This window comes from Neolewinella maritima (genome assembly GCF_923081025.1).
GTDB lineage: Bacteria > Bacteroidota > Bacteroidia > Chitinophagales > Saprospiraceae > Neolewinella > Neolewinella maritima.
Genome location: NZ_CAKLPZ010000005.1, coordinates 1 through 20,862 on the forward strand (window position 1 = coordinate 1; position 20,862 = coordinate 20,862).

Consider the following 20,862-nt stretch of genomic DNA (forward strand, 5'->3'; position numbering starts at 1 on the left):
CTGACGGCCGGGCGGGGGCACTATGCCCTAAAGTTACTTTCTAAGCTACCGCAACGCAAGAGTAGCCGCTAAGCAACCGTGGTCAAGGCTCCAGTATAGTAGGGAAGAGCTTAGCTTAATGGAGTTGCCACCGTGTTAGGCGTAAGACTTGATAATCTCAACGAACTGGAGGTCCCCCTCCCCCCCCTCCCCGAGCAGCGCGCCATCGTCGCCAAGCTGGAGCGGCTGTTCACGGAGCTGGACCGGAGCGTGGCGGAGCTGGAGGTAGCGCGGGAGAAGTTGGGGGTGTACCGGCAGAGTGTGTTGAAGGAGGCGTTTGCGGGGCGGTTGACTGAGGGGTGGCGGGAGAGGCAACATGAACCGTATCTGACTCCACAACCTAGGAATTCCAGCAAATTCAAAGCGGATATATCAAGTTTTGATTTGACGCTGCCACAACAGTGGCAAGTAGAAGCGCTAGGCAATCTATCTAATGGGGTTCAGTATGGAACATCAGCAAAGTCCTTAAAAGAAGGATCAATCCCAGTTCTAAGAATGGGAAATATGCAGAATGGAAGGTTAGACTGGTCCGACCTAAAATATTCTGTTGATCAAACTGAGATTACGAAATACAAGCTTTCTAAAGGTGATGTTTTGTTTAATCGCACTAATAGTCCAGAATGGGTAGGAAAAACTGCCATCTACAATGAAGAACAGCCTGCAATATTTGCCGGCTATCTCATCCGCATCAATCAAGACATCAACTTTCTAGATGGCCAGTACTTGACCTATTTTCTCAATTCCCACACTGCCAAAATGCATGGAAACAGAGTCAAAACCGATGGAGTAAATCAATCAAATATTAATGGAAAAAAACTTAGTTCCTATCCCATCCCTCTCCCATCTCTTATAGAACAGCACCAAGTCGTCCAAGAAATAGACTCCCGCTTCTCCGTAGCCGACCACCTCGAGCGGGAGATCGGGGTGAGTTTGGAGCGGGCGCGGGGCTTGCGGCAGGGGGTGTTGAAGCGGGCGTTTGCGGGGGAGTTGATTTGAGTAACTTATTCAACGGCATACAAAACCTCCTGATACACTTGTGTCAAGTACATCAGGAGGTTGACATTTGGAGAGCTAATCCCTATTGGAATCTAGGCGGCGGCAGTTCCGAACCCATCGTTAGGTTTGACAACACCAGCAATCTCAATAGCGATATCTTCGATAGATACGTTCGAAGTTGACCTTGCTAACTTGTCTGCGAGGGATGGACTGAAAGAAAGCACCTCCTCCCGGCCTACATTATGCCAGATAGGCAGCATCCTCTGCTTTCCACTTATCGAGTTAGATACGATGCCATCTAGTTCATAATTTGTCCACGGCTTTGCAATGAATGCCGGCGAAATAACTACTATACCAAAACGGCTCCGAGATAGTCCTGCATCGATTGAACGACGTAAGCTATCTCCAATCTGCATCACCAGTTCGTCATACCATACCGACAGTCCCTGAGCTTGCAGAGCTAATACGAGCGCACGGACTACATCATTCTTATCTTCCGATGCATGGGAAACAAAGACATCGTACTCGGGACTAGAAGAACCAATTCCTGTGAACTCATCCTTGTCTCGTACCAGGGTTGAAAGAGGACTGTTACTTTGACGTAGTGTCGGAAGTGCTCCGGGCAACATTCGCACACTCGATCGAACGGTGCCCCTCATTCCATCCATGTCAACCGTCACATGCCATTGACCTGTGCTAGGAATTACGAGTCTGACCGGAGAACGCTTAGCAAGTCCACCCGTATAACGGTGTGCTTTGCCCCGCTTGAACTGACTGAGGTTATGAGAATCCATAAGTCTCACATTAGCGGCAGACCCCTGAAGAGTAATCTCAACAATAGCTCCTCTAGATTGCTGCCCTAGTTTATACTGCTGAAACTTCATTTGCCTGAGTTATTTTCCTTAGTGACGCCCTTGTAAGGGGTGCCATCTTTTTTCACAGACATGAACCGACCTGAGTCAGCATCCCGTTTCACATACTGCTGTGTTTTGGGATTAAAAGTTTGGGAGCGTTTGCGTACCGCCCCGTGACGCCGACCATCGCCGGATTTTCCATTCGTTGCCATCTGATATGAATTAAAAGGGTGAAAAAGTACGAGACTTAGCAAGTTACCACATCACGAGAGTTTGCAAATTCTGGGCGGAAGACCTACTTTTGCAGGTGAAGTAACTCGGGGTCGTAGCAGTGATGTTGCGGCCTCGTTTTGTTTTACAAATATACAATCAGCATCAAATTGTTTTCACTCTATTTATCCACAGGGTGTGGATAAATTTTACTAACTACTTGACGTACATGTAGTTAGAAAATTTAAACTACTTTTCCACACTGTGGAAAACATATAAACAACAAAAAGATGATTGTATTTATGTGGAAAACAGGCGTGTATAACTTTTTAGATTACACCTTATAGTGAAAAACCCCCAAGTCTACCTAGTCCGCGCCGGCCGCCACGGCGAACGCGAAGCCGCTGCCATCGAGGGCGGAGTGGCCACTATCGGTTTCGACGATATCGGTGACCTACGCAAGTATAAGTCCCGCGACGCCGTGAAGGCCGAGTTTGCTAAGCAGTATCCAGATAAAAGTTCCGTCGCGCTGGGCAACTGGACCGGACAGGTCTGGCGATTCAGTCACGACATTCCGAAGGGGGCCACTATCGTGCTGCCGAGTAAAATGCAGTCGACCATCCACGTAGGCCGAGTGACCGGACCGTATTACTACTCCGACGATCCGAAGATGCTGCACTGTCTGCCGGTAGAGTGGAAGGCGGAGATACCGCGATCGGCCTTTGATAAAGACCTACTGTACTCCTTCGGCACCCTACTGACGGTCGCCTCCGTAAAGCGGGAAGACGCGGCGCAGCGGGTGTGGGATACCGTTGCCGGTAAGACAAGTACTACCGCGAAGCGCCCCGTAGAAAAGTCTATTGAAGAGGACACAGAGGTGGAAGAATCCGAGATCGACCTGGAGCAGCAGGCCGAAGACGAAATTGTGCGCCACATGAACCGCACACTCGACGGGCACAACTTTGCCGACCTTATCACGGCGCTACTAGAAGTGCAGGGCTACGTCAGTCAGTCGAGTTCGCCAGGGGCGGACGGTGGGGTGGATATTCTGGCGGGTTCCGGTCCCCTGGGCTTTCAGGAGCCGCGCATTTGCGTGCAGGTGAAATTTACCTCCAGTACGGTTGATGTAAAGGTTCTGCGGGAACTGCAGGGCGTGATGCGGCGCACGAAGGCCGAACACGGCTTGCTGGTCTCCTGGGGTGGTTTCAAGCAGAGCGTGCTGAAAGAGGCCCGCGACGATCACTTCTACATTCGCCTCTGGTCGGAGCGGGACGTGCTGGAGCAGATCTACCGGCACTACAATAAGCTCGGGGAAGAATGGCGGGCACGGGTACCGCTACGGCGGATCTGGGCGTTAGTATCTGACGGAGACAGTTAATGTGACTAAAGAGCGATTCTGTAACGCTTTATTCTCCCGGCTGCGAGAATAACCTTAGATACTCTCCGAATTCAAATAGCTTTTCCCGTCCGCTCGTCGGTCGTTCCTGCAGGATTCCCGTTTCCTGCAGGGCCTGAATCAGGCGGCTGGACGTGTTCATTGACTTTCCAATCAGCGTGGCGGCCTCAGTGATCGTGATGACCGGACGTGCGTAGAGCGCCTGCAATAAAGTATGGGCATCTATTGCCTTGCGCCCCATCGTGACTAGTTTACCATCGACTTCCTTCGATAACTTGAGTATCCCATCGAACGTCCTAATGCCATCCCGCGCGGTTTCGGCAACCCCGACCAGGAAAAAGCGTAGCCACTGTTTGAGATTGTCGTTCGAGTGGACGCCCGCTAGATTATCGTAGTAGAGGCGGCGGTTTCGTTCGAAGAAATCGGATAGATAGAGCACGGGGCTGCGAAGCGTTCCCGTACTGATGAGGTAAAGCGTGATGAGCAGGCGACCGACTCTTCCATTGCCATCTAGAAAAGGATGGATCGTCTCGAATTGATAGTGCATGATCGCCGCTCGCAAAAGATCGGGTAGTGGGTGCTCTTGGTCATTGGCAAAATATTCGAGATCAGAAAGCAGCCTACCCAGGTCGCTGGGCGGTGGAGGTATAAATACTGCGTCGGATATACTCGCACCACCAATCCAGTTCTGGCTGCTTCTAAATTCGCCGGGCAATTTATGCTGGCCCCGTACTCCGGCCAGCAGCATACCGTGGGCTTCCCTGATCAAGCGTGATGAAATGGGCAGTTCACTTAGCCTCGCAATGGCATGCTTCATCGCCGCTATATAATTGGTTACCTCCTCCCAATCCTGCTGACGGTCGTTGGGTAATTCGTCCTGCTGCATAAATGCCTCGGCAAACTCCGTTTTCGTTCCCTCGATCCGGTTGGATTCAACCGCCTCCTTTGTCAGGTGCATACTAATGAAGAGATCGATATTGACGTAACCCGAGTAGGCATCCAGTCGACCTAATTCAAGATCGGCTTTACTCAATAGGTGGATGATTTCGGGATCGCTTATCTCCCATCTTCGATTGATGAGGTTAGGAACAAATGCCTTGTAATAGCCCTGATTGGTCCACGCACCAGCTTTAAACTTCAACATCTACACTAATTTGAAGTAAGATAACGTCCCAACTTCAAAAAACAATGGTTCATGAAGACAAAGCGGTTTTAGTCTTCATTTCTCACCCAGTGCTAACTGGGTTTATGGATGCGCGCGGTTGATGAGCGCTACCATCTATATTGCACCCGCGTCCCCGCCCACACCATCGTATGCAGCAACGCAGCTAACCCCACCCCATGTCCCAATCCGCCATCGTCTCCCGTGTCTGGTCCTTCGCTAACGTACTGCGTGACGACGGCGTAGGCTACGGCGATTACCTGGAGCAGATCACCTACCTGCTGTTCCTGAAGATGGCGGACGAGCTCACTAAACCTCCCTACGGGAAACAGATCGACTTCCCCCGCCTGAAGGATGTGGAGGGCAACGAGCTAGCCGACGGCGACGTGTGCGACTGGGAGACCCTGCGCAGCAAACGCGGTGCGGAACTGGAAGCCTTCTACGGACAACTCCTCCGCACCCTGGCCACCGAACCCGGTATGCTCGGGCAGATTTTCGTCAAGAGCCAGAACAAGATCCAGGACCCCGCTAAACTGCTGAAGGTGATCAACATGATCGACGAGCAGGAATGGAGCCTACTGGACGCCGACGTGAAGGGAGAAATCTACGAGGGCCTGCTGGAGAAGAATGCAGAGGATACCAAGAGTGGTGCCGGACAGTACTTCACGCCCCGCCCCCTGATCAGGGCCATGGTCGCCTGCCTGCAGCCCGAGCCGATGAAGACCATCATCGACCCGGCCTGTGGTACCGGGGGATTTTTTCTTGCCGCATATGACTTCGTTGTACGGGAACATAAGCTGGACCGGGCGGAAAAGCAATTCCTGAAGAACGACACCTTCTACGGCAATGAGATCGTCGCCAGTACGCGCAGGCTGTGCCTGATGAATATGTTCTTGCATAACATTGGGGAGATCGATGGGGAGCCAAGCATTAGTCCGAACGATGCACTAATTAGCGACGACGGCAGTCGCTACGACTGCGTACTCGCTAACCCACCCTTCGGTAAGAAGAGCTCGGTGACCATCACCAACGAGGCGGGGGAGCAGGAGCGGCAGGACCTGACCTACAACCGGCAGGATTTCTGGGCCACTACCAGCAACAAGCAGCTCAACTTCCTGCAACACATCCGCACGCTGCTGAAGACGAACGGTAAGGCGGCGGTGGTGCTACCCGACAACGTGCTGTTCGAAGGTGGAGCCGGCGAAACGGTGCGCAAGCAACTACTGGAGAGTACCGACCTGCACACTATTCTGCGCCTGCCTACGGGTATCTTCTACGCGCATGGGGTGAAAGCGAACGTTCTCTTTTTTGATAATAAGCCCGCCGCCCGGGAGCCGTGGACGAAGGAGGTATGGATCTACGATTACCGTACCAATGTGCACCATACGCTAAAGAAGCGGCCACTGAAATTAGAAGACCTTCAGTACTTCATCGACTGCTATAAGTCCGGCAACCGTAGCGCCAGGCAGGAGGATCCGGAAGCGGGCTGGAAGAAGTTCACCTACGAAGAGATCATCGCTCGTGACAAGACTAACCTCGATATCTTCTGGCTGCGCGACGAGAGCCTGACCGACTTAGAAAATCTGCCGGAACCGGATGTGCTGGCGGAAGAGATCATTGAGAGTTTGGAGGCGGCGCTGGAGGGGTTCCGGTCGGTGGTTAGTGAGCTAGGAGACTAGGTATTATCGCCGGCACCCGCGACCCCGCACCTACCCTCTAGTCCCCCTTACGCGCAAAAAATTGCAAATAAGTCTCCCTTACGCGCAAAAAACCGCCAATCCTGCGCCGCAACCACCGCTTATGCGCAACTACCGGTAGCCCACCCAAAAATTTGCCCCCCCACCAGTAACGAATCGCCTAGCCACCGCATAGAGTACCGTCACCTACTCTGTTCAACCGCTAATTACCCGTTTACTATGGCAACCACACTAGAGGACGTCCGCAGCGACGTCAAATCCACCACCGGCAATGGCAATGGCAATGCGAAAGGCAAGAAAACCACCTCCGCCGAGACCACCCTGCTGGAAGCCGGGAGCCCCGGACAGGAAGACGAGCTCCTGCAGGAACTCGGCCTGGAACCCATCGCCGAGCTCAGTACCGTAACCGAAGACCTGTACGATGAATCCGCCACCGCCGCAGCCCTCACCGAGGTCAGCTCCCAGGACGCCGGCGCGGCTCAGGAGGTGCTCGATACGGACGGACTCGAGAACCTGCCCGACGCCTACTTCGCCAGCTACGATGAGGAGCCACCCGCCACCTCGGAAGCCGAGGCGCAGGTCAGCGAGGTCGTCATCGGCACCGACAACCGGATCCGGATCAACAACACCTCCGCCTACCCCTGGCGCATGACCTGCTCGCTGCGGATGCGTACCCGTACCGGCAAGAATTACATCGGCACCGGCTGGTTCATCGGCCCGCGTACCGTCATGACGGCCGGTCACTGCGTGTACATGCACAACGAGGGCGGCTGGGCGCAGTCTATCACCGTCATGCCCGGTCGCAACGGCAGCAACATGCCCTACGGGGCCGTGGTAGCCACCCACCTGCGCAGCGTCACCGGCTGGACCCAGAACCGCGACCGCAACAGCGACTACGGCTGCATCATCCTGCCCGAGAACCACCGGCTGGGGGCCCGCACCGGCTGGTTCGGCTTTGCCTATATGGGTGATGCCAGCCTGAAGCAGAAGTACCTCAACCTGGTCGGCTACCCCGGCGATAAACCCGCCGGTACCATGTGGTACCACTCGCGGCGCGCCAAGAGCCTAACCAGTCGCACCATCGTGTACGATATCGATACGGCGGGCGGACAGAGCGGCTCGGCCGTCTACCACATCAAGAACGGCAAGCGCTACGCCGTAGGCATCCACACCAACGGCAGCTCGGGCGGCAACTCCGCTACCCGCATCACGCGGGCGGTGTTCAACCTCATGAAGTCCTGGAAAAGCCTGGGTAGCTAGATGCCACACTACACCTTGTCCCTATTCACCTGGCTGGTGGTCGCTCTTGCAGTGGCCACCGGCTGTTTTACGTCTCCCCCCATGGCACATACCTTCGAAGGCCGCGTGATCGACCAGACCGGCGCCCCCGTCGCCGAAGTAGCGGTCACCATCCTGGACGGCCCCGGCAGCTTTCCGGACCTGGCCTCCCTCACCGACTCTACGGGCCGCTTCACGCTGCACGAGCTGTCGGCCGGCACCTTCACCATCTACCTGATGGCCCCGTCGGGTAAGAGCGCGCGCCGTCGCATCTCGGTGGGCGATCGGTCCGGGGTGGTGGATGTGCGGCTGCCATAGCGTGGTACGGAAGTCTTAAGACCAAGCTAAATGGGCCCGTAGAGTGAGCATAAGCAGTTGACTATCTGTATATACAGTGATGCCCATTCGCTACCTCGTACTCATTTTGTTAGGTCTGCCGCTCTACGCCGCGGCCCAGACCGACTCCCTGCTCCAGTCCGCCAGCTGGCTGGAGGAAGGCACGGACTACCGGCTGGTGCTCACCCCCGACGAGACTTTCCAGCAGGACTACGGCCGGGCAGACCGCCGCGCCGGTCGCTACCTGCTGGGTCGCTACACTACGGACGACGACTCCCAGGAGCTCACCCTCTCGGTAGACTACTTCCTAGGCAAGAGCCGGATCCCCGGACGCTACCGGCGGGGGCAGGACTTCTACCTCCCCTACCGCATCGATACCCTGACTGCCGACCGGCTGGTACTGGTCGATCTGATCAGTAAGGAGGTGCGTCGGTTCACGGCTACTCCCCCGGAGATAGAGGACGACCCGGTGCAGCGCCGCACGCCGCTGCCGGAGCTAAGCGAGCTGAAATTACCCGACGGCTGGGGCGGCTGAGCACTCCGGACCACTTTCGTGCGTTACTGCTAGTGGTTCCGTCCGTGCTATGGTGATAAAATTACTCCGAGGGTTTATCGTGCTGGTCATTCTGCTGCTGCTCCTGGCGGCCGGCGGCCTGCTGTACCTGAACAGCTGGCTGGACTCCAACGAAGAAAAGCTCCTGCACGAACTCACCGCCACGGCCGGCATGGAGGTGGCCTTTCGCCGCGTGGACCTACGGGTGTGGGAAAACTTCCCCCGGGTAAGCCTGGCCGTCGACAGCCTGGTGGTGCGCGACTCCCTGCTACCCCGTGACGCCCCGGCCCTGCTCAACATCCGTCAGCTGCGCGGGGAGGTGAGCCTGGACGCCCTCCTCCACGATACCCTGCGCGTGCTCGCCCTGGAGCTGCACGAGGGAAGTATTCACCTGGTCTCCGACTCCGCGGGTCGCTCGAACGCCGGCAGCCTGCTGGACCGCGACACCACATCCACCGCACCCGCGGCCGCGCCCTCCGCCCTTGCCCTGGACTACGACGGGCTGGAAGTCCTGCTCACCGACGTCGGCTTCACCTTCATCAATCCGCCCCGCAAGAAGCGGATCCTTGCTCAGCTTCACCGCCTGACGGCCAGTGGCCACCGCGCGGCGGACGGTAGCATCGACCTGGCCACCGACCTGGACCTGTACATGGAGGCTATGGCCTTCAATACCGATAAGGGAGCCTTCCTGCAGCAGACCCCCGTGCAGGGGCACCTGGACGTGCACTTTGGCGACGAGCAGTGGGATATCCCCGCCACCCCCCTGCGGATCGGTGAGCAGACCTTCGACGTAGGCGCTACCATCTCCCGAAGGCCGAACACCCTGAGCCTGATCACCCTGGAGAACGCGGCCACTGACTTCAGTCAGGCGCGCGCCATGCTGCACGATGAGCTGCAGGGCAAGCTGGCCGACTACGACATCACGGGCACCTTCCCGGTGCGGGCCGAGATCCACAGTAGCTTCGAGCGCGGCGAGAACGTGCGGGCCGACCTGGCCTTCCGCTTCGACGGGCAGGACGTCAAGGTGCGCAACTACCTGTTCACCAATACCCACGCCCGGGGCACCTTCGTCAACCGGCTGGACGAGGCCGACGGCGGCACCCCCGGCAGCCGCAAGAATATGCGCTTCGACTTCGACAGCGTGCGCACCTACCAGGGCGCGCTGCGCATCGACATGCCCCATGCCCTGCTGTACGCCAATGCGACCGACACCCGCCTGCGGGCACCGGTCACCGTATCCGGCCGCGCCGAGGCCGTCAGCCGCCGGCTGGGCAACGACAACTTCTTCTTCGACCGCGGCCGCTTCACCTTCACCACCGACGCCGATGCGTCCCTGCTCGCGCCCCTACCCGAACTGCTGGACGAAACCAACGGCGTACTGCGCTTCACGGACCTCGACGTAGTGTACCGACCGGCCGGCGTGCGCTTCCCCTTCGACTACATCGAGGTAGGCAAGCAGGGCGAGGACGTGAATTTTCACATCCAGAGCAGCAAACTGCCCACCGGCGTAGCCCTGGAGCTGGTGGGCAGCATCGACAACCTCACGCCCCTGGTCTTCGACCGGCCCGGGGAGGCGCTGCGCACCGAGGTCACCCTGCTGGCCCCCCGCATCGACTGGACGGACTTCCGCGCCTTCTTCGGCCAGGACGGCTACTTCACGCAGGAAGACAGCCCACAGGACACTACGGCGCGGCCGCAGGTGCAGGATGCCGAGCAGGATGCGGCCCAGAGCCGGGCGATCAAACTAGCACTTCTGGGCCTGCAGGAATCCTTCCACCCCGACCTGAACGTGCGGCTGGATACGGTGGCCTACTACGATGTATTCACGCTGACCGATCTCTCGACCGGTCTGCACTTCAACCAGGATACGCTGGTGCTGGAGCGTACCTCCTTCAACTGGGCGGGCAGCGAGGTAGGCTTCGGCGCACGGCTGGCCCTGGGTGATATCACAGGGCGCACCCCCTTTGCTCTGGAGATGCTCACCGAGCACCTGGACCTGAATAAGCTCGGCCCCACGATCGACTATTTCGGCCCCTCGCTCCCCGAAGAACTCGGACGGCTACCCGACAACCTGCACATCGATTTTGCCCACCGGGGGGTGATCGACGATACGCTGGGCATCAGTCCGGGCTATAACGCCGGCCGGCTACAGTTCGACGACGGGCGGGACGGGCTCTTCACGGGGGAGCTGGTGTATACACCGACCGGTCCGGAGCGGCTGCACAGCGAGCTCCACCTGACGGGCGATCCACAGATCGTCAATACGCTGTTCCGGGCCGAAAATTTCTTCTTCGGTAGCGGATCCTTCGGCATTGATCTGGAGCTCGACGGTACGCCCGCCAGCGTGCCGGAGCTACTACAGAACGGCAAGCTGCATCTGCACATCGATTCCAGCCGCATCCAGTATCCGCCGGCCGGGGTGTACATCCCGGTACGCCACTTCGCCGTGGATGTGACGGAGGAGCGCGCCAGTTACCAACTCCAGCTCACAAGCGACGCTACCCGCCGGGCCGTGGCCCTGAACGGCGAGCTCAACGGGCTTAGTAGCTTCCTGTACCCCGAGCTGGGCACGCCCTTTACCGTGCGCGCCGATCTGACCGCCGCCGAGCTGCACTGGTCGGACCTCAACGACTTCGTGCGCACCGATGAAGTAGAGGCAGTAGTCCAAGTAGACACCTCCGCCCGCGATACTACGGCCTTCGATGCCCAGGACTTCTTCTCCGCTACGGGGGGCGTATTCAGCAGCTTCCGACCGGATCTGAGTCTGGCTATCGACACCTTCTACCTGGGCAACCGTATTCCCTTCGTAGATCTGCATGCGGGAATGCACCTGCGCGATTCTACGCAGCTGGTCGTGGAGCGGTCGGGTTTCCGGCTGGGCGACGGGCGGGTCGAACTGGCAGCGACCTATGATTTGGACGAGCAGCGGCGAAGTCCCTTCACACTAGACTTCAGTACGGACTCGCTCTCACTGCAACTCCTCCTGGAGGAACTCGGTCAACTGGATACGAGCCGGTCTGATCAGCTGGGACACCTCGAGGGCTTACTTACGCTGGATGGCTCGTTAGTCGGACAGCTAGACGAGTCGCGCCAGCGCTTGTTGTTCGACAGTACCCGGGGCACCGTAGCCTTTGCGCTGACCGAACTGGAGCTGGCCGGCTGGCCCTTCCTGATCAGCACGGGCAAGAAGGCGAAGATGAAGAAACGCTTCGAGCAGCTGCGCTTTGCGCCCCTGGCGGGAGAAGTACGTATCGATAGCGGGCGGCTGGTCGTACCCCGTACGGAGGTACAGTCTACCGGCATCCAGGTCTTTGTGGAGGGAGAATACGACGATGCTACCGGACCGGACTTTCTGATCTCCCTGCCGTTGCGCAACGTCGGTCGCGGCTTACTGGACGAAGTCCCCTCCCCCACCGGCTACGCTCAGGCGGGCTGGAAGGTCTACCTGGTAGCGCAGCAGGATGAGGAGGGGGCACTGAAGATGAAGTTCCGCCTGGGCCGGCGCAAGTACTTTAAGCGGCGGGGGCGGCTGGAGGAATGGCGGGCCGAGCGCAGCCGCTGGCGGGCCGAGCGGCGGGCGCGGCGGTAGTTCAGGCACCGCAGCGGCTCATCGCGACCGTCTCGCCCGTAGACGCAGTGCGTACCCGCAGGAGGGGGGTGTACAGTCCCACATAATGATCCGCACCCGGTACACGGCCGTAGTCCTGGAGGCGAGGCTAAGTTGAGCCGCCGCACCACTGCGCGGACTACGGGCCAACAGGCGATTACTAGCGTCATACAACTGAAGCTCCATGCTAGACGGGCAGTGAGCGGTGGCACTGATCTGGTACCGGTAGCCGGCGCGTAGCTGAAGAGCGATAGCGTGCAGGGCACCCTTGCGCAGTCTGCCCGCCCGGCGGACGTACCCCTCCGTAGCGAGCTTCTGCCCCAGGTGGGGAAATACGGGGTAGACCATACTTTCCACTACCGGTCGCTGGGCCGTGGACTGCCCGAAGGCAGCCCGTGCCGGAATGAGTATACACAACAGAACAAGGATACGGGCTACCATGATCAGCGGGATGAAGCGGACCGGTTCGGTTCGGATTTGTATACGTATGCGATCGATGGCGGTGTGTCGGCAGGGCCCTCCCAGGTACTACTCTGACTGGACGTGTTAGTGGACGTTGCAGTGGGCAAGTAGCGCACGTCGGTAGATATGGAGATCGTATCGGTGGGGTACGCATTATGTTCGGCAAAGGCAACCAATTCATCGGCGATGGCCTGCGTACGGTCGATGCAGCGCAGTACGTGGAAGTAAAGGAGTTCGTCGGCATAGCGGTAGTCGTCCGGGGTGGCGATGCCCCCGGGTAGGATCGTGTGTAACATAGTGCTGGGAGTTTAGCGGATGGCCGGGGCGTACCGCGCTTGAATGTGTTATAAATTGATCCTACACTAGGCCGGGAAGTAACCCGCTTCGTAAACTTATTCCCCCTGCGGCTCTCCAAGCTCAGCGAGCAGCTGCCGGGAGCGCAGCGCCAGGGGACCGCGCGTATCGGCCAGCCGGTAGAGCAGGCATACCGCGCGCTGCGGATAGCCCAGTTGGAGCTCGGCCAGGGCTAGGTAGTACCGCGCTTCGTCCTGCTCCGGGGAGGCGCCGGGAGTGAGCAGTGGACCCAGGATGCGTTTGGCCCCTTCGGCGTCACCGGCTCCCAGCGCGGCCACCCCGGCGTAGCGCAGGTGAGTGCTGTCGAGCCGCCCCGCCCTGACTTCCCGCAGCAGCAGGGGGTAGGCCATAGCGTACTCCTGACGGTCGTAGGCGGTCAGGGCGGCGGTACGCGTATCCTCCGCCGCCGATGGCCCGAGCCGGGCCTCCTCGCGGGGCAACCAGCTGAAGTAGCTTACCGCCAGGGGAACGTAGGGCGTGGCGGGCGGCAGGATGCTCCAGATCGCAGCGGCAAGGAGTAAGAGGATAGTCGCCGCGGCGGCTAAGCGGTAGTACAGTCGCCGACGAACGGACGAAGTGGGTATTTCGTGCATCGTCTGCTCGATGCGGGCGAAGCGGTCGCGCAGGGCCTCCGTTTGATCGGCAGGCGGCGGCTGGAGGAGCCCCCGACGAAACAACGACTCGTAATAAGCCGCCTCCCGGGCTAGCGCGGGCTGCTGGTCGAGTAGATTGCGCAGCTGCCTGATGGCGGAGGGAGTGAGTTCGCCGGCGTAATACGCCTGCAGGGCAGGGAGAAGCGAATGGGTGGGCTGTCCATTAGCGATCATGGTACGGATTGTTGGTTACCCCGTCTATACCCCCACCGGCCCACTGGTAACCTATCTAGTCCAACTGCTCGATGTCGGCCAGCAGCCTTCGGGCGCGATCGCTCCAGGGGCCATCGCTTTCGGTGAGTGGCTGCAGCACCTGCGTCCCCGCCCCACGGTCGCCTAATTGCAGGTGGGCCAGGGCCAGGTAGTAGCGGATCTCGGGTTCGGACTGGGTATACGTACCGGCGTCGAGCAGGGCCTGCAGCGCATCGCGTGCTACGGTGGGTGCCTCGGCCCCCAGGGCAGCTACCCCCGTATAGAGCAGGTTGATGCTATCGAGCTGTCCGGCTTCGACGCCCTGTAGCAGTAGGGGGTAGGCCGTAGCGTAGTCCTGCCGGTCGTAGGCGCGCAGGCCATCAGGGATGTCCTCCGTCGGGCCCAGCGTAGCCTCCTGCCGGGGCAACCACGCGAACTCATTCGCCACGATCTGCTCGGTCGGGGAGGGATCCAGGAGGAGCCAGTAGCTGAGGCCGAGCAGCAGGAGCAGGGCGGCGGCAGCGGCCCAGCTCCAGCGGGGCAGGCGGCGGCGGGGGGCAGCCTCGGCGGTGAGGGGGGGTAGCTCGGCTTCGAGGGCGGCAAACTGCCGGCGCAGGGCGTCGGTATCCGCAGCTGCGATCGGGGCCGGCTGGCGCAGGCCGTGGCGGTAGACGGCTTCCCACTCGGCTACGGCCCGGGCCAGTGCGGGATCCTGCGCGAGCTCGGCGCGCAGCTGGGTAGCTTCCGTGGCGGGAAGACTATAGTCGTAATAGGCCTCCAACTGCTCGAGCAGTCGGGGCGATAGCGAGGGTGGCGGGTTCATCTAATTCTACTACTTCGGCACGGTCTCGGCGTAGAGTTTACGCAGGCGAGACATACACTTTGATTTATTGGTTTTGGCGGATGCGGCGTTTTTATACCCCAATAGGTCCGCAATGGTATTCCAGTCTAACTCTAAAAAATAAAAATGGACAATTAGTTGGCGGCAACTCGGCCCCAGTTTGCCCAGCCAGCGGTACAGCTCCTGCCGCACCTCCTCGGGGCGCACTTCCCGCTCCGGACTTACCAGGGGTTCGGGCAGCTCGCTGGGGTCGCGGTATATCTCGCGGCCGCGCCGCTCCAGCTTCAGGTACAGGTTGCGGCCTACGGCGTTTAAATAGGTGTCAATGCGGGCAGTAAGCTCCCGGAGCCGGCCACTGCGGATGTTGTTTACCAGCACGATGAGTGACTCGGTGAACAGCTCTACGGCTACCGTCTCCCGGTTGGGGTGGTTGCGCCGGATGACCCGCCCCAGCAAGAAGCGCAAGCAGGGCGTACGGTAGGTGCGGTATACGGTGTCCAGAGCCGCCGGATCATTCGCGCGAATGGCTTCCAGCAGGGTCTGATCAAAGGAATGTGTCTTCATTGATGCGAGGACTGGGGAAGAGGTAACCTATGGAAGATAAGTTTTTTTTGGTTTATGTCCGGGCCAGACACGGAACTAACTACATGTATCAACATACGACTATTTTTTTAGAAGTCTACAAGTTTATGCTCGTCTTATTTGAGCAGCAGTTGGTCCGCCCTCCCCGGATAGAATTTTATTTCACAAGGTTACCTCCCCAACCACCGGGGCATACAGTGAAAAAGGCTTCCACAATCACTGCTCCCCATGAACTACCCCACCCCCCTCCTCCTCCTATGCCTCGTGCTATTTCTCGGCACCCGCGTCCGCGCCCAGTCCTTTCCGGGCGCCAACCTGGATACCTACGGCGGCATGTACCCCGTGCTCCTCAACCCGGCTACGCTGGGCGCGACCCGCACCAAGGCCTCCCTGCACCTGGGCTCCGTAGCCGGACAACTGCAGAACGACTACCTGACCTTCCGGGCCGGTAAGCTGCGCCCCGCCCTGCAGAACGACGACTTCACGCCCGCCGTAGTCACGCGCAACGACGGACCGGCCCACACCATGAACTTGGGCGCCGAAGTCATCGGCCCCTCCCTGCTGCTGCGCCTGAGCCCCCGTACGGGCATGGCCATATTCACCCGCGCCCGCGCCCTGCAATCCATACGGGGCGTCAACGGCCACTTGGTGGAGGGACTGTACGACGGCTTCGACCAGCTGCCCGACTTCACCGTAGCCCAGTCCGACTACAGCGCTACCCTACACGCCTTCGGGGAGATCGGCCTGGCCCTGGGCACCGTCCTGCTCCAGGCGCCCCACCACCGGATCAAGGTGGGCGGTACCCTGAAGTACCTGCAGGGGCTCGGCGCTATACACTCCAGCGGCCGTGCACTGGCGGGGCAGTACAACGCCGACCGGGACCTGCTCACCCTGGACGGGGACATCACCTTCGGCCGTACGGCTGACTTCTACATGAACGAACTAGACCCCGCGACGCGCACTGCTGGCGTAGGGTTCGATGCGGGCATGGTCTACGAATGGCATCCCACCGGTGCGCACGACCCGCGGCATCCCCTGCAGTACCGGCTTCGGGTGGGGGTATCGGTCACCGACCTGGGCGGCATCACGTACTCGGGGCAGACCACGGAATACCGGATAGCGGGCAGTATAGCTACCGCGGATACCGAACCCGCCGGTGATGTCGAGGAATTGCTGGACGACCACTACCCTGCCACCGCCGAGGAGTCTGCCGAAGTACGCATCGGGCTGCCCGCCGCCCTGCATGCCTTCGCGGACTACCGGATGACGGGCCAGCTCTACCTCAGCGCACTCTATAGCAGCAGCCTACGGGCGGACGGTGCGGCCAACACCAATTCCATACGCTCTAGCCTCACCCTGTCCCCCCGCTACGAGGGCCGGTGGTTCGGGCTGTATGCCCCCGTCACCTTTCGCCAGGATGCGGCGGCTACCGTCGGGCTCGGTGTGCGGGCGGGTATCCTGACCGTCGGTTCGAGCTCCCTGCTATCACACCTGGTCGGCCAGGGCAGTTCGGCGGCGGATATCTTCGTGGGTATCCGGATACCCTTTCACGGGAAGGCCAATAAACGCAAGTAAGCGGGCGCGTTCGCAGGTGCGGAGCGGTAAAAGCGCGTAGCTTCGGGTGGTTCACTTAATCTAGCTACCCGGTGTATTACGGAGTTCGGCTTACACTGCGCATTTTGACGATAGGTATACTGGTCGGTATGCTGGGGGCGGGTTGCGTACCGGAGCCACCGCCCCACGCGGACACCCCGGCAGACCGACTACTGCGCGAGCGGCTAACGGAGGTGAAAGAAGACTATCGCCAACTGCGCCTGGCCCAGGCGCTGGACCGCGCCCGCGCACTGCCCCTGGCCGGAGCTACTCACGATGAATTACGTGCCGAAGCGTACCAGTACCTCGCATTGCTGCACTTCGATCGGAGTCTGTACCGGGATTCTATCGGGCACTATACCGAGCTAGCGGGTGATCTTGTCGATGCGGAAAGTCCTCCGCACCTGCGGGCGCGCCAGCAGCTTTGCCGGGCGCTGCAGCGGTACTACAGCTGGACGTGGCGCGAGATGGACCTGGCCGCTGCCCTCGGCCTGCGTATCCTGGAGGAGGCCGATCTGCGGCACGACGAGCTGTACGGCAGCCTGCAGGTGGCCCGGGGAGTGGCGCGCAAGATGTATGCCTACAGTAGCCTGGATACCGGGCGGGAGCAGGCCCTGCTGCGGGAAGCGGGAGGACTGTTGCAGCAGGCGGTGCGGACGCTGCGGCGGCTGCAGTCCCCCCGCCTGTCGTTGGGCTACGAAGAATTGGCCATCCTCTATAGCCGCCTGCCGGACTCCCGGGACCGCGTGCGGCCGCTCGTAGACAGTATACGGCTACACGCTGCGCCGGCCAGCGCACCTCATGCCTCGCCGGACCGCGTACTGGGCTACTACCACCGGCAGCTGGGGCAGGCGGACAGCGTGCGCCACTACTACCGCCAACTGCTGGCGCGGGACTCCATCTTTCGCTACGACTACATCTCCGAAGCGCAGTTCGTACTGCGCGAATACCTGGGCCGGACGGGACAGTGGGAGGAGGCATTGGCACTCAACAGCCGGGTGCTGCTGGAGGCGGACTGCTGTCCGCAGGATAGCACGACGACCGTGCAGGCGGACGCTGCGGCGACCTGTACACGGGGGCCGGCCTGCATCTACGACCTGGTGGAGCAGGCCTACATCTACCACCAGCGGTACCGCAGCCGGGGAACGGCAGCGGATCTGGACGTGGCCTATACCCTGGCCCAGGCGGCGGTGGATCACTACGACGATGCCCTGCGGCAGCTTACCGAGGAGTCGGCCTACCACCGGCTGATCTCGCTGGGTGATCGGCTGGTGTCCGTGGCACTCGACATCACGTATGCTACGCTGCAGCGCGATCCGCAGCCTGCCTACCGCGATGCGCTGCTCCGCACGGCGGAGTTCGGCAAGAGCTACCTGCTCAATAAGGAACTGGCCCAGCGTAGCATGGCCCGACGGGAGGAGGCACACCCCCTGCGGGACAGTCTGGTCGCTACGAACCGGGAGCTGACGCTGCTGAAGCAGGCGTATACCCAGCAGTCCGAGCTGCCGACCGCACAGCTGCTCCAGGTAGAGAACTTGATCCGGCAGCGGGACCGGCTGCAGCAGCGCCTACAACCCGCCTTCGAGAACTTCGCCCGACAGCAACAACCGACCGGATACCTCTCGGTGCGCGGCGTACAGGAGGAACTAACGGCCGAGCAGGCACTGCTGGAGTTCACCGAAACGTCTTCCGAGCTTCTAGTACTTTACATAGACCGCGATACTGCGGTAGTCTATCCAGTCGATACCGCCGTGCTGGCGCTGGCTCCGGGGATCGAACGGGCACTGGTGGAGCTCAATCCGACCACCGCCGCCCTAACGGCCGCGGCGGACCGCCTGGGTGATGCACTGCTCGGTCCGGTAGCCGCACTGTTGGCCGGGCGGCAGGATCTACTATTGATACCACCCGTGCAACTGAGCCGCTTCCCCTTTGCTATACTGAGTGTGCCGGCGACGGATACCTTCCTTACTGATACGCTGCGCCCCTACCTGGTTGAGCAGCACAGCATACGCTACCTCGACAGCTGGCAAACGGAGCGGCGGAACATGCAACGGCGCACGGCGCTCGGGCAGGGAGTTCCTACCCTACCGCGTATCGGGGTATGGACGCATCCGGAACTGGCTGGCTACCTGGGTCCGCTGGGGGAATGGCTCGTGGAACAGGGCAGTAGCCGAAGTATACACTACGTGGGTACTGCTTGTAGCAGTGAGCAACTGCTCGATCAGGGGGACCGCTACGACTGGCTGCACCTCTCGGTACATGCCCGCGGCAATACCGTAGAGCTGAACGACAACTACCTGTACCTGAACGCACGCGACAGCCTCAACGGGCTGCACATCGGGAGTCGGCGACTGACGGCCAGCCTGGTCGTGCTGGCAGCCTGCTCGACGGCCCGGGGGGTGAGTAGTCGGCGCGAGGGCACGTACAGCATCCGTAGGAGCTTTCACCGGGCGGGCGTACCGGACGTGGTGGCCTCGCTGTACGACATCCCGGCGGCGGCTACGGCAGGCGTACTGGAGGAATTTTACCGCGGTCTCTGGCGGGGCCTGCCGCCGGAGCGGGCACTGGCCGGGGCACAGCGGGCGTGCCTGACGGGGGGGCTGAGTCAGCGGTGGAAGACACGGCCGGGGTTCTGGGCGGGTCTGGTGATGGGTTGATCGGTTGGGGGAGACTGCACGACTTTGAAGTTGCAGTTGGCAATAAAGATATCGGGACCATCTACGAAGTACGGCCGCTTCAGTACTAGGACAGGGTTAGTAATACTACTTAGCACTTCACGCGCGCGCTTCGCCCGTTTCTTGCGAAGGATGGGCACCCAAACTACGGTGTTGCCGGGAATTAACATACCGACCAGACAGACGCTGGTCCGCTTTTTGAATCGCTTCCATAAAAACTTGAATACCCCTTGCTTTTGGAAATTCGAGCTGTTGAGCGGATATGATTTCGTCCAGTCCCAAACCACTACGATATAGGAGTTAATGGCAGAAACTTCCGTATCCAGGGTAGTGACTTGAGATACAGCTTCCCGGGTTCCCCGCATGGGTGTAGCACAGGGGCGGCCGTTAGTTCCCGCCATATAGAAGGTGTAGTTACCGCAACTCGGATGGTAACCGTCCAGTCCATTGCTCTCGGCTCCCTCGTCGACCTTCAGGTCATCGATCAGGTAGAGGCGGCCGCATTCGCTGCTGCTGTCGGTCAGGGGGATCAACGAATCTGCGTAGCCTGATCGATCAACGTTTGGCCAACCGTCCAGACTGGTAATACGCTGAAAATCACGGGGTATGGTCATTGGGATCACCCTACAGTAGTAGGGATCTGGTTCAAGAGTGGGGGTTGACTCACTAGGGGTATCCCGCCAGTCTACCGTCAGCAGCCCGCTGGCATTCATGGGTTGCAAGGCGCTGTAGTCCATTAGCTGACTGCACGACTTTGCATGTCCGGGAGGGATACTGTTAGCGTCTAGCTTTTCAATCTTTTCAAAATGTCCTGCATGATTCATTATATATCTAATTTGAATGGTGTATAATTATAAAAGACGGGGAGCGGTCAATTCCACCGCTCCCCATCGTCATCAACACAGGCCGTGCTTACTCGGCCTGCAATCTCAATCCATAGTAGCAGCGCCCCGGCTTGCAGTCGGCCAGCGTCACTTTGACGCGGACATTGCGGGAGTTCGGGGGCGTGAAGGACAGGGTCTGTCGTTGACTCCGGGGGTCATGCTGTGCCAGCACGTTGCCCTTGCGATCGATGACTTCCACCTTGGCGCCGGCACAGTTCTGATCCGTGACGGCCAGTAGGTTGTAGCGCACGCCGCCGTAAACCTGTACGTCGTGGATGCGGCTCACGCCGTCCTGCAGGGTACCGCAGCGGGTGAGGTAGGTCGTAGCGTAGCCCGCTTCGGTGAGCGCGGCGGTCAGGGCACCCAGTTCGTCGCGTATCGCATTGTCGCTGCACTGGGCGGTTAGGAGGGGGTTAGCTCCCATCAGGAGAAGGATAAACAGTAGGCTTTTCATAGTGTGGGTTATTGAGGGGCGAATGAATAAAGGGGGCCGGTAAT

Annotated in this window: 19 protein-coding genes; 9 read left to right on the forward strand and 10 right to left on the reverse strand. The window is 59.8% G+C overall.

The features are described from left to right. Positions 1-132 precede the first annotated feature (132 nt). On the forward strand, positions 133-1,035 hold the full coding sequence (locus MJQ68_RS15850; RefSeq protein ID WP_238752134.1) for a restriction endonuclease subunit S: 903 nt from the start codon (positions 133-135) through the stop codon (positions 1,033-1,035). A gap of 92 nt (positions 1,036-1,127) precedes the next feature. On the opposite strand, the gene MJQ68_RS15855 is transcribed toward MJQ68_RS15850, so the two are convergent. Continuing rightward, positions 1,128-1,919: a DUF1883 domain-containing protein gene (locus MJQ68_RS15855; protein ID WP_238752135.1), complete on the reverse strand. Its 792-nt coding sequence runs from the start codon at positions 1,917-1,919 to the stop codon at positions 1,128-1,130. Then, positions 1,916-2,101, reverse strand: a complete 186-nt coding sequence (locus MJQ68_RS18050) for a hypothetical protein (protein ID WP_406613073.1) — start codon at positions 2,099-2,101, stop codon at positions 1,916-1,918. The genes MJQ68_RS15855 and MJQ68_RS18050 overlap by 4 nt, the downstream gene beginning before the upstream one ends. Before the next feature lie 344 nt (positions 2,102-2,445). Here MJQ68_RS18050 and MJQ68_RS15860 point away from each other — a divergent pair, with 344 nt between their 5' ends. After that, positions 2,446-3,477, forward strand: coding sequence for a restriction endonuclease (locus MJQ68_RS15860; protein WP_238752136.1), 1,032 nt, complete (start codon positions 2,446-2,448; stop codon positions 3,475-3,477). 28 nt (positions 3,478-3,505) lie between these two features. Here MJQ68_RS15860 and MJQ68_RS15865 read toward each other — a convergent pair whose 3' ends face one another. Further along, on the reverse strand, positions 3,506-4,639 hold the full coding sequence (locus MJQ68_RS15865) for a Fic family protein (protein ID WP_238752137.1): 1,134 nt from the start codon (positions 4,637-4,639) through the stop codon (positions 3,506-3,508). Positions 4,640-4,836: 197 nt separating this feature from the next. Here MJQ68_RS15865 and MJQ68_RS15870 point away from each other — a divergent pair, with 197 nt between their 5' ends. From MJQ68_RS15870 to MJQ68_RS15890, 5 genes are all read left to right on the forward strand, one after another. Further along, positions 4,837-6,336, forward strand: a complete 1,500-nt coding sequence (locus MJQ68_RS15870; RefSeq protein ID WP_238752138.1) for a class I SAM-dependent DNA methyltransferase — start codon at positions 4,837-4,839, stop codon at positions 6,334-6,336. 237 nt (positions 6,337-6,573) lie between these two features. Continuing rightward, entirely contained in the window at positions 6,574-7,614 is a 1,041-nt protein-coding gene (locus MJQ68_RS15875; protein WP_238752139.1) for a trypsin-like serine peptidase, read from the forward strand. A gap of 81 nt (positions 7,615-7,695) precedes the next feature. Then, positions 7,696-7,950, forward strand: coding sequence for a carboxypeptidase-like regulatory domain-containing protein (locus MJQ68_RS15880; protein ID WP_238752140.1), 255 nt, complete (start codon positions 7,696-7,698; stop codon positions 7,948-7,950). Between the two features lie 79 nt (positions 7,951-8,029). Next, the gene (locus MJQ68_RS15885) at positions 8,030-8,503 is read left to right on the forward strand and encodes a hypothetical protein (RefSeq protein ID WP_238752141.1); all 474 of its coding nucleotides are present in this window, start codon (positions 8,030-8,032) and stop codon (positions 8,501-8,503) included. A gap of 49 nt (positions 8,504-8,552) precedes the next feature. Continuing rightward, the gene (locus MJQ68_RS15890) at positions 8,553-12,110 is read left to right on the forward strand and encodes an AsmA family protein (protein WP_238752142.1); all 3,558 of its coding nucleotides are present in this window, start codon (positions 8,553-8,555) and stop codon (positions 12,108-12,110) included. Between the two features lie 18 nt (positions 12,111-12,128). Here MJQ68_RS15890 and MJQ68_RS15895 read toward each other — a convergent pair whose 3' ends face one another. The 5 genes from MJQ68_RS15895 to MJQ68_RS15915 all read right to left on the reverse strand — a co-directional run bounded on the left by MJQ68_RS15895 (position 12,129) and on the right by MJQ68_RS15915 (position 15,194). Further along, positions 12,129-12,569 carry a hypothetical protein gene (locus MJQ68_RS15895; protein ID WP_238752143.1) on the reverse strand — a complete coding sequence of 147 codons (441 nt, stop codon included), beginning with the start codon at positions 12,567-12,569 and terminating at the stop codon, positions 12,129-12,131. A gap of 2 nt (positions 12,570-12,571) precedes the next feature. Next, positions 12,572-12,886 carry a hypothetical protein gene (locus tag MJQ68_RS15900; protein WP_238752144.1) on the reverse strand — a complete coding sequence of 105 codons (315 nt, stop codon included), beginning with the start codon at positions 12,884-12,886 and terminating at the stop codon, positions 12,572-12,574. A 96-nt stretch (positions 12,887-12,982) separates the two neighbouring features. After that, a complete protein-coding gene (locus tag MJQ68_RS15905; RefSeq protein WP_238752145.1) occupies positions 12,983-13,771 on the reverse strand; it encodes a hypothetical protein in 789 nt (262 codons plus the stop codon). A gap of 55 nt (positions 13,772-13,826) precedes the next feature. Then, the gene (locus tag MJQ68_RS15910; RefSeq protein ID WP_238752146.1) at positions 13,827-14,612 is read right to left on the reverse strand and encodes a hypothetical protein; all 786 of its coding nucleotides are present in this window, start codon (positions 14,610-14,612) and stop codon (positions 13,827-13,829) included. 9 nt (positions 14,613-14,621) lie between these two features. Next, on the reverse strand, positions 14,622-15,194 hold the full coding sequence (locus MJQ68_RS15915) for an RNA polymerase sigma factor (RefSeq protein ID WP_238752147.1): 573 nt from the start codon (positions 15,192-15,194) through the stop codon (positions 14,622-14,624). Positions 15,195-15,440: 246 nt separating this feature from the next. Between MJQ68_RS15915 and MJQ68_RS15920 the strand changes: the two genes are divergently transcribed. Together MJQ68_RS15920 and MJQ68_RS15925 are read left to right on the forward strand one after the other, a co-directional pair. Further along, positions 15,441-16,787: a DUF5723 family protein gene (locus MJQ68_RS15920; RefSeq protein WP_238752148.1), complete on the forward strand. Its 1,347-nt coding sequence runs from the start codon at positions 15,441-15,443 to the stop codon at positions 16,785-16,787. 104 nt (positions 16,788-16,891) lie between these two features. Further along, positions 16,892-19,462 (forward strand): CHAT domain-containing protein, encoded by a 2,571-nt coding sequence (locus MJQ68_RS15925; RefSeq protein ID WP_238752149.1) that lies wholly within the window; start codon positions 16,892-16,894, stop codon positions 19,460-19,462. On the opposite strand, the gene MJQ68_RS15930 is transcribed toward MJQ68_RS15925, so the two are convergent. Beyond that, complete coding sequence (locus tag MJQ68_RS15930; RefSeq protein ID WP_238752150.1) at positions 19,411-20,094, reverse strand: hypothetical protein; 684 nt, start codon at positions 20,092-20,094, stop codon at positions 19,411-19,413. The genes MJQ68_RS15925 and MJQ68_RS15930 overlap by 52 nt on opposite strands. A gap of 298 nt (positions 20,095-20,392) precedes the next feature. Next, positions 20,393-20,818 carry a hypothetical protein gene (locus MJQ68_RS15935; protein ID WP_238752151.1) on the reverse strand — a complete coding sequence of 142 codons (426 nt, stop codon included), beginning with the start codon at positions 20,816-20,818 and terminating at the stop codon, positions 20,393-20,395. Between the last annotated feature and the right edge of the window lie 44 nt (positions 20,819-20,862).

Bases quoted from the DNA above. Each gene is read 5' to 3' on its own strand.
- MJQ68_RS15855 (WP_238752135.1), bottom strand. From the start codon at position 1,919: ATGAAGTTTCAGCAGTATAAACTAGGGCAGCAATCTAGAGGAGCTATT.
- MJQ68_RS18050 (WP_406613073.1), bottom strand. From the start codon at position 2,101: ATGGCAACGAATGGAAAATCCGGCGATGGTCGGCGTCACGGGGCGGTA.
- MJQ68_RS15865 (WP_238752137.1), bottom strand. From the start codon at position 4,639: ATGTTGAAGTTTAAAGCTGGTGCGTGGACCAATCAGGGCTATTACAAG.
- MJQ68_RS15870 (WP_238752138.1), top strand. From the start codon at position 4,837: ATGTCCCAATCCGCCATCGTCTCCCGTGTCTGGTCCTTCGCTAACGTA.
- MJQ68_RS15875 (WP_238752139.1), top strand. From the start codon at position 6,574: ATGGCAACCACACTAGAGGACGTCCGCAGCGACGTCAAATCCACCACC.
- MJQ68_RS15880 (WP_238752140.1), top strand. From the start codon at position 7,696: ATGGCACATACCTTCGAAGGCCGCGTGATCGACCAGACCGGCGCCCCC.
- MJQ68_RS15885 (WP_238752141.1), top strand. From the start codon at position 8,030: ATGCCCATTCGCTACCTCGTACTCATTTTGTTAGGTCTGCCGCTCTAC.
- MJQ68_RS15890 (WP_238752142.1), top strand. From the start codon at position 8,553: ATGGTGATAAAATTACTCCGAGGGTTTATCGTGCTGGTCATTCTGCTG.
- MJQ68_RS15895 (WP_238752143.1), bottom strand. From the start codon at position 12,569: ATGGTAGCCCGTATCCTTGTTCTGTTGTGTATACTCATTCCGGCACGG.
- MJQ68_RS15900 (WP_238752144.1), bottom strand. From the start codon at position 12,886: ATGTTACACACGATCCTACCCGGGGGCATCGCCACCCCGGACGACTAC.
- MJQ68_RS15905 (WP_238752145.1), bottom strand. From the start codon at position 13,771: ATGATCGCTAATGGACAGCCCACCCATTCGCTTCTCCCTGCCCTGCAG.
- MJQ68_RS15910 (WP_238752146.1), bottom strand. From the start codon at position 14,612: ATGAACCCGCCACCCTCGCTATCGCCCCGACTGCTCGAGCAGTTGGAG.
- MJQ68_RS15915 (WP_238752147.1), bottom strand. From the start codon at position 15,194: ATGAAGACACATTCCTTTGATCAGACCCTGCTGGAAGCCATTCGCGCG.
- MJQ68_RS15920 (WP_238752148.1), top strand. From the start codon at position 15,441: ATGAACTACCCCACCCCCCTCCTCCTCCTATGCCTCGTGCTATTTCTC.
- MJQ68_RS15930 (WP_238752150.1), bottom strand. From the start codon at position 20,094: ATGACCATACCCCGTGATTTTCAGCGTATTACCAGTCTGGACGGTTGG.
- MJQ68_RS15935 (WP_238752151.1), bottom strand. From the start codon at position 20,818: ATGAAAAGCCTACTGTTTATCCTTCTCCTGATGGGAGCTAACCCCCTC.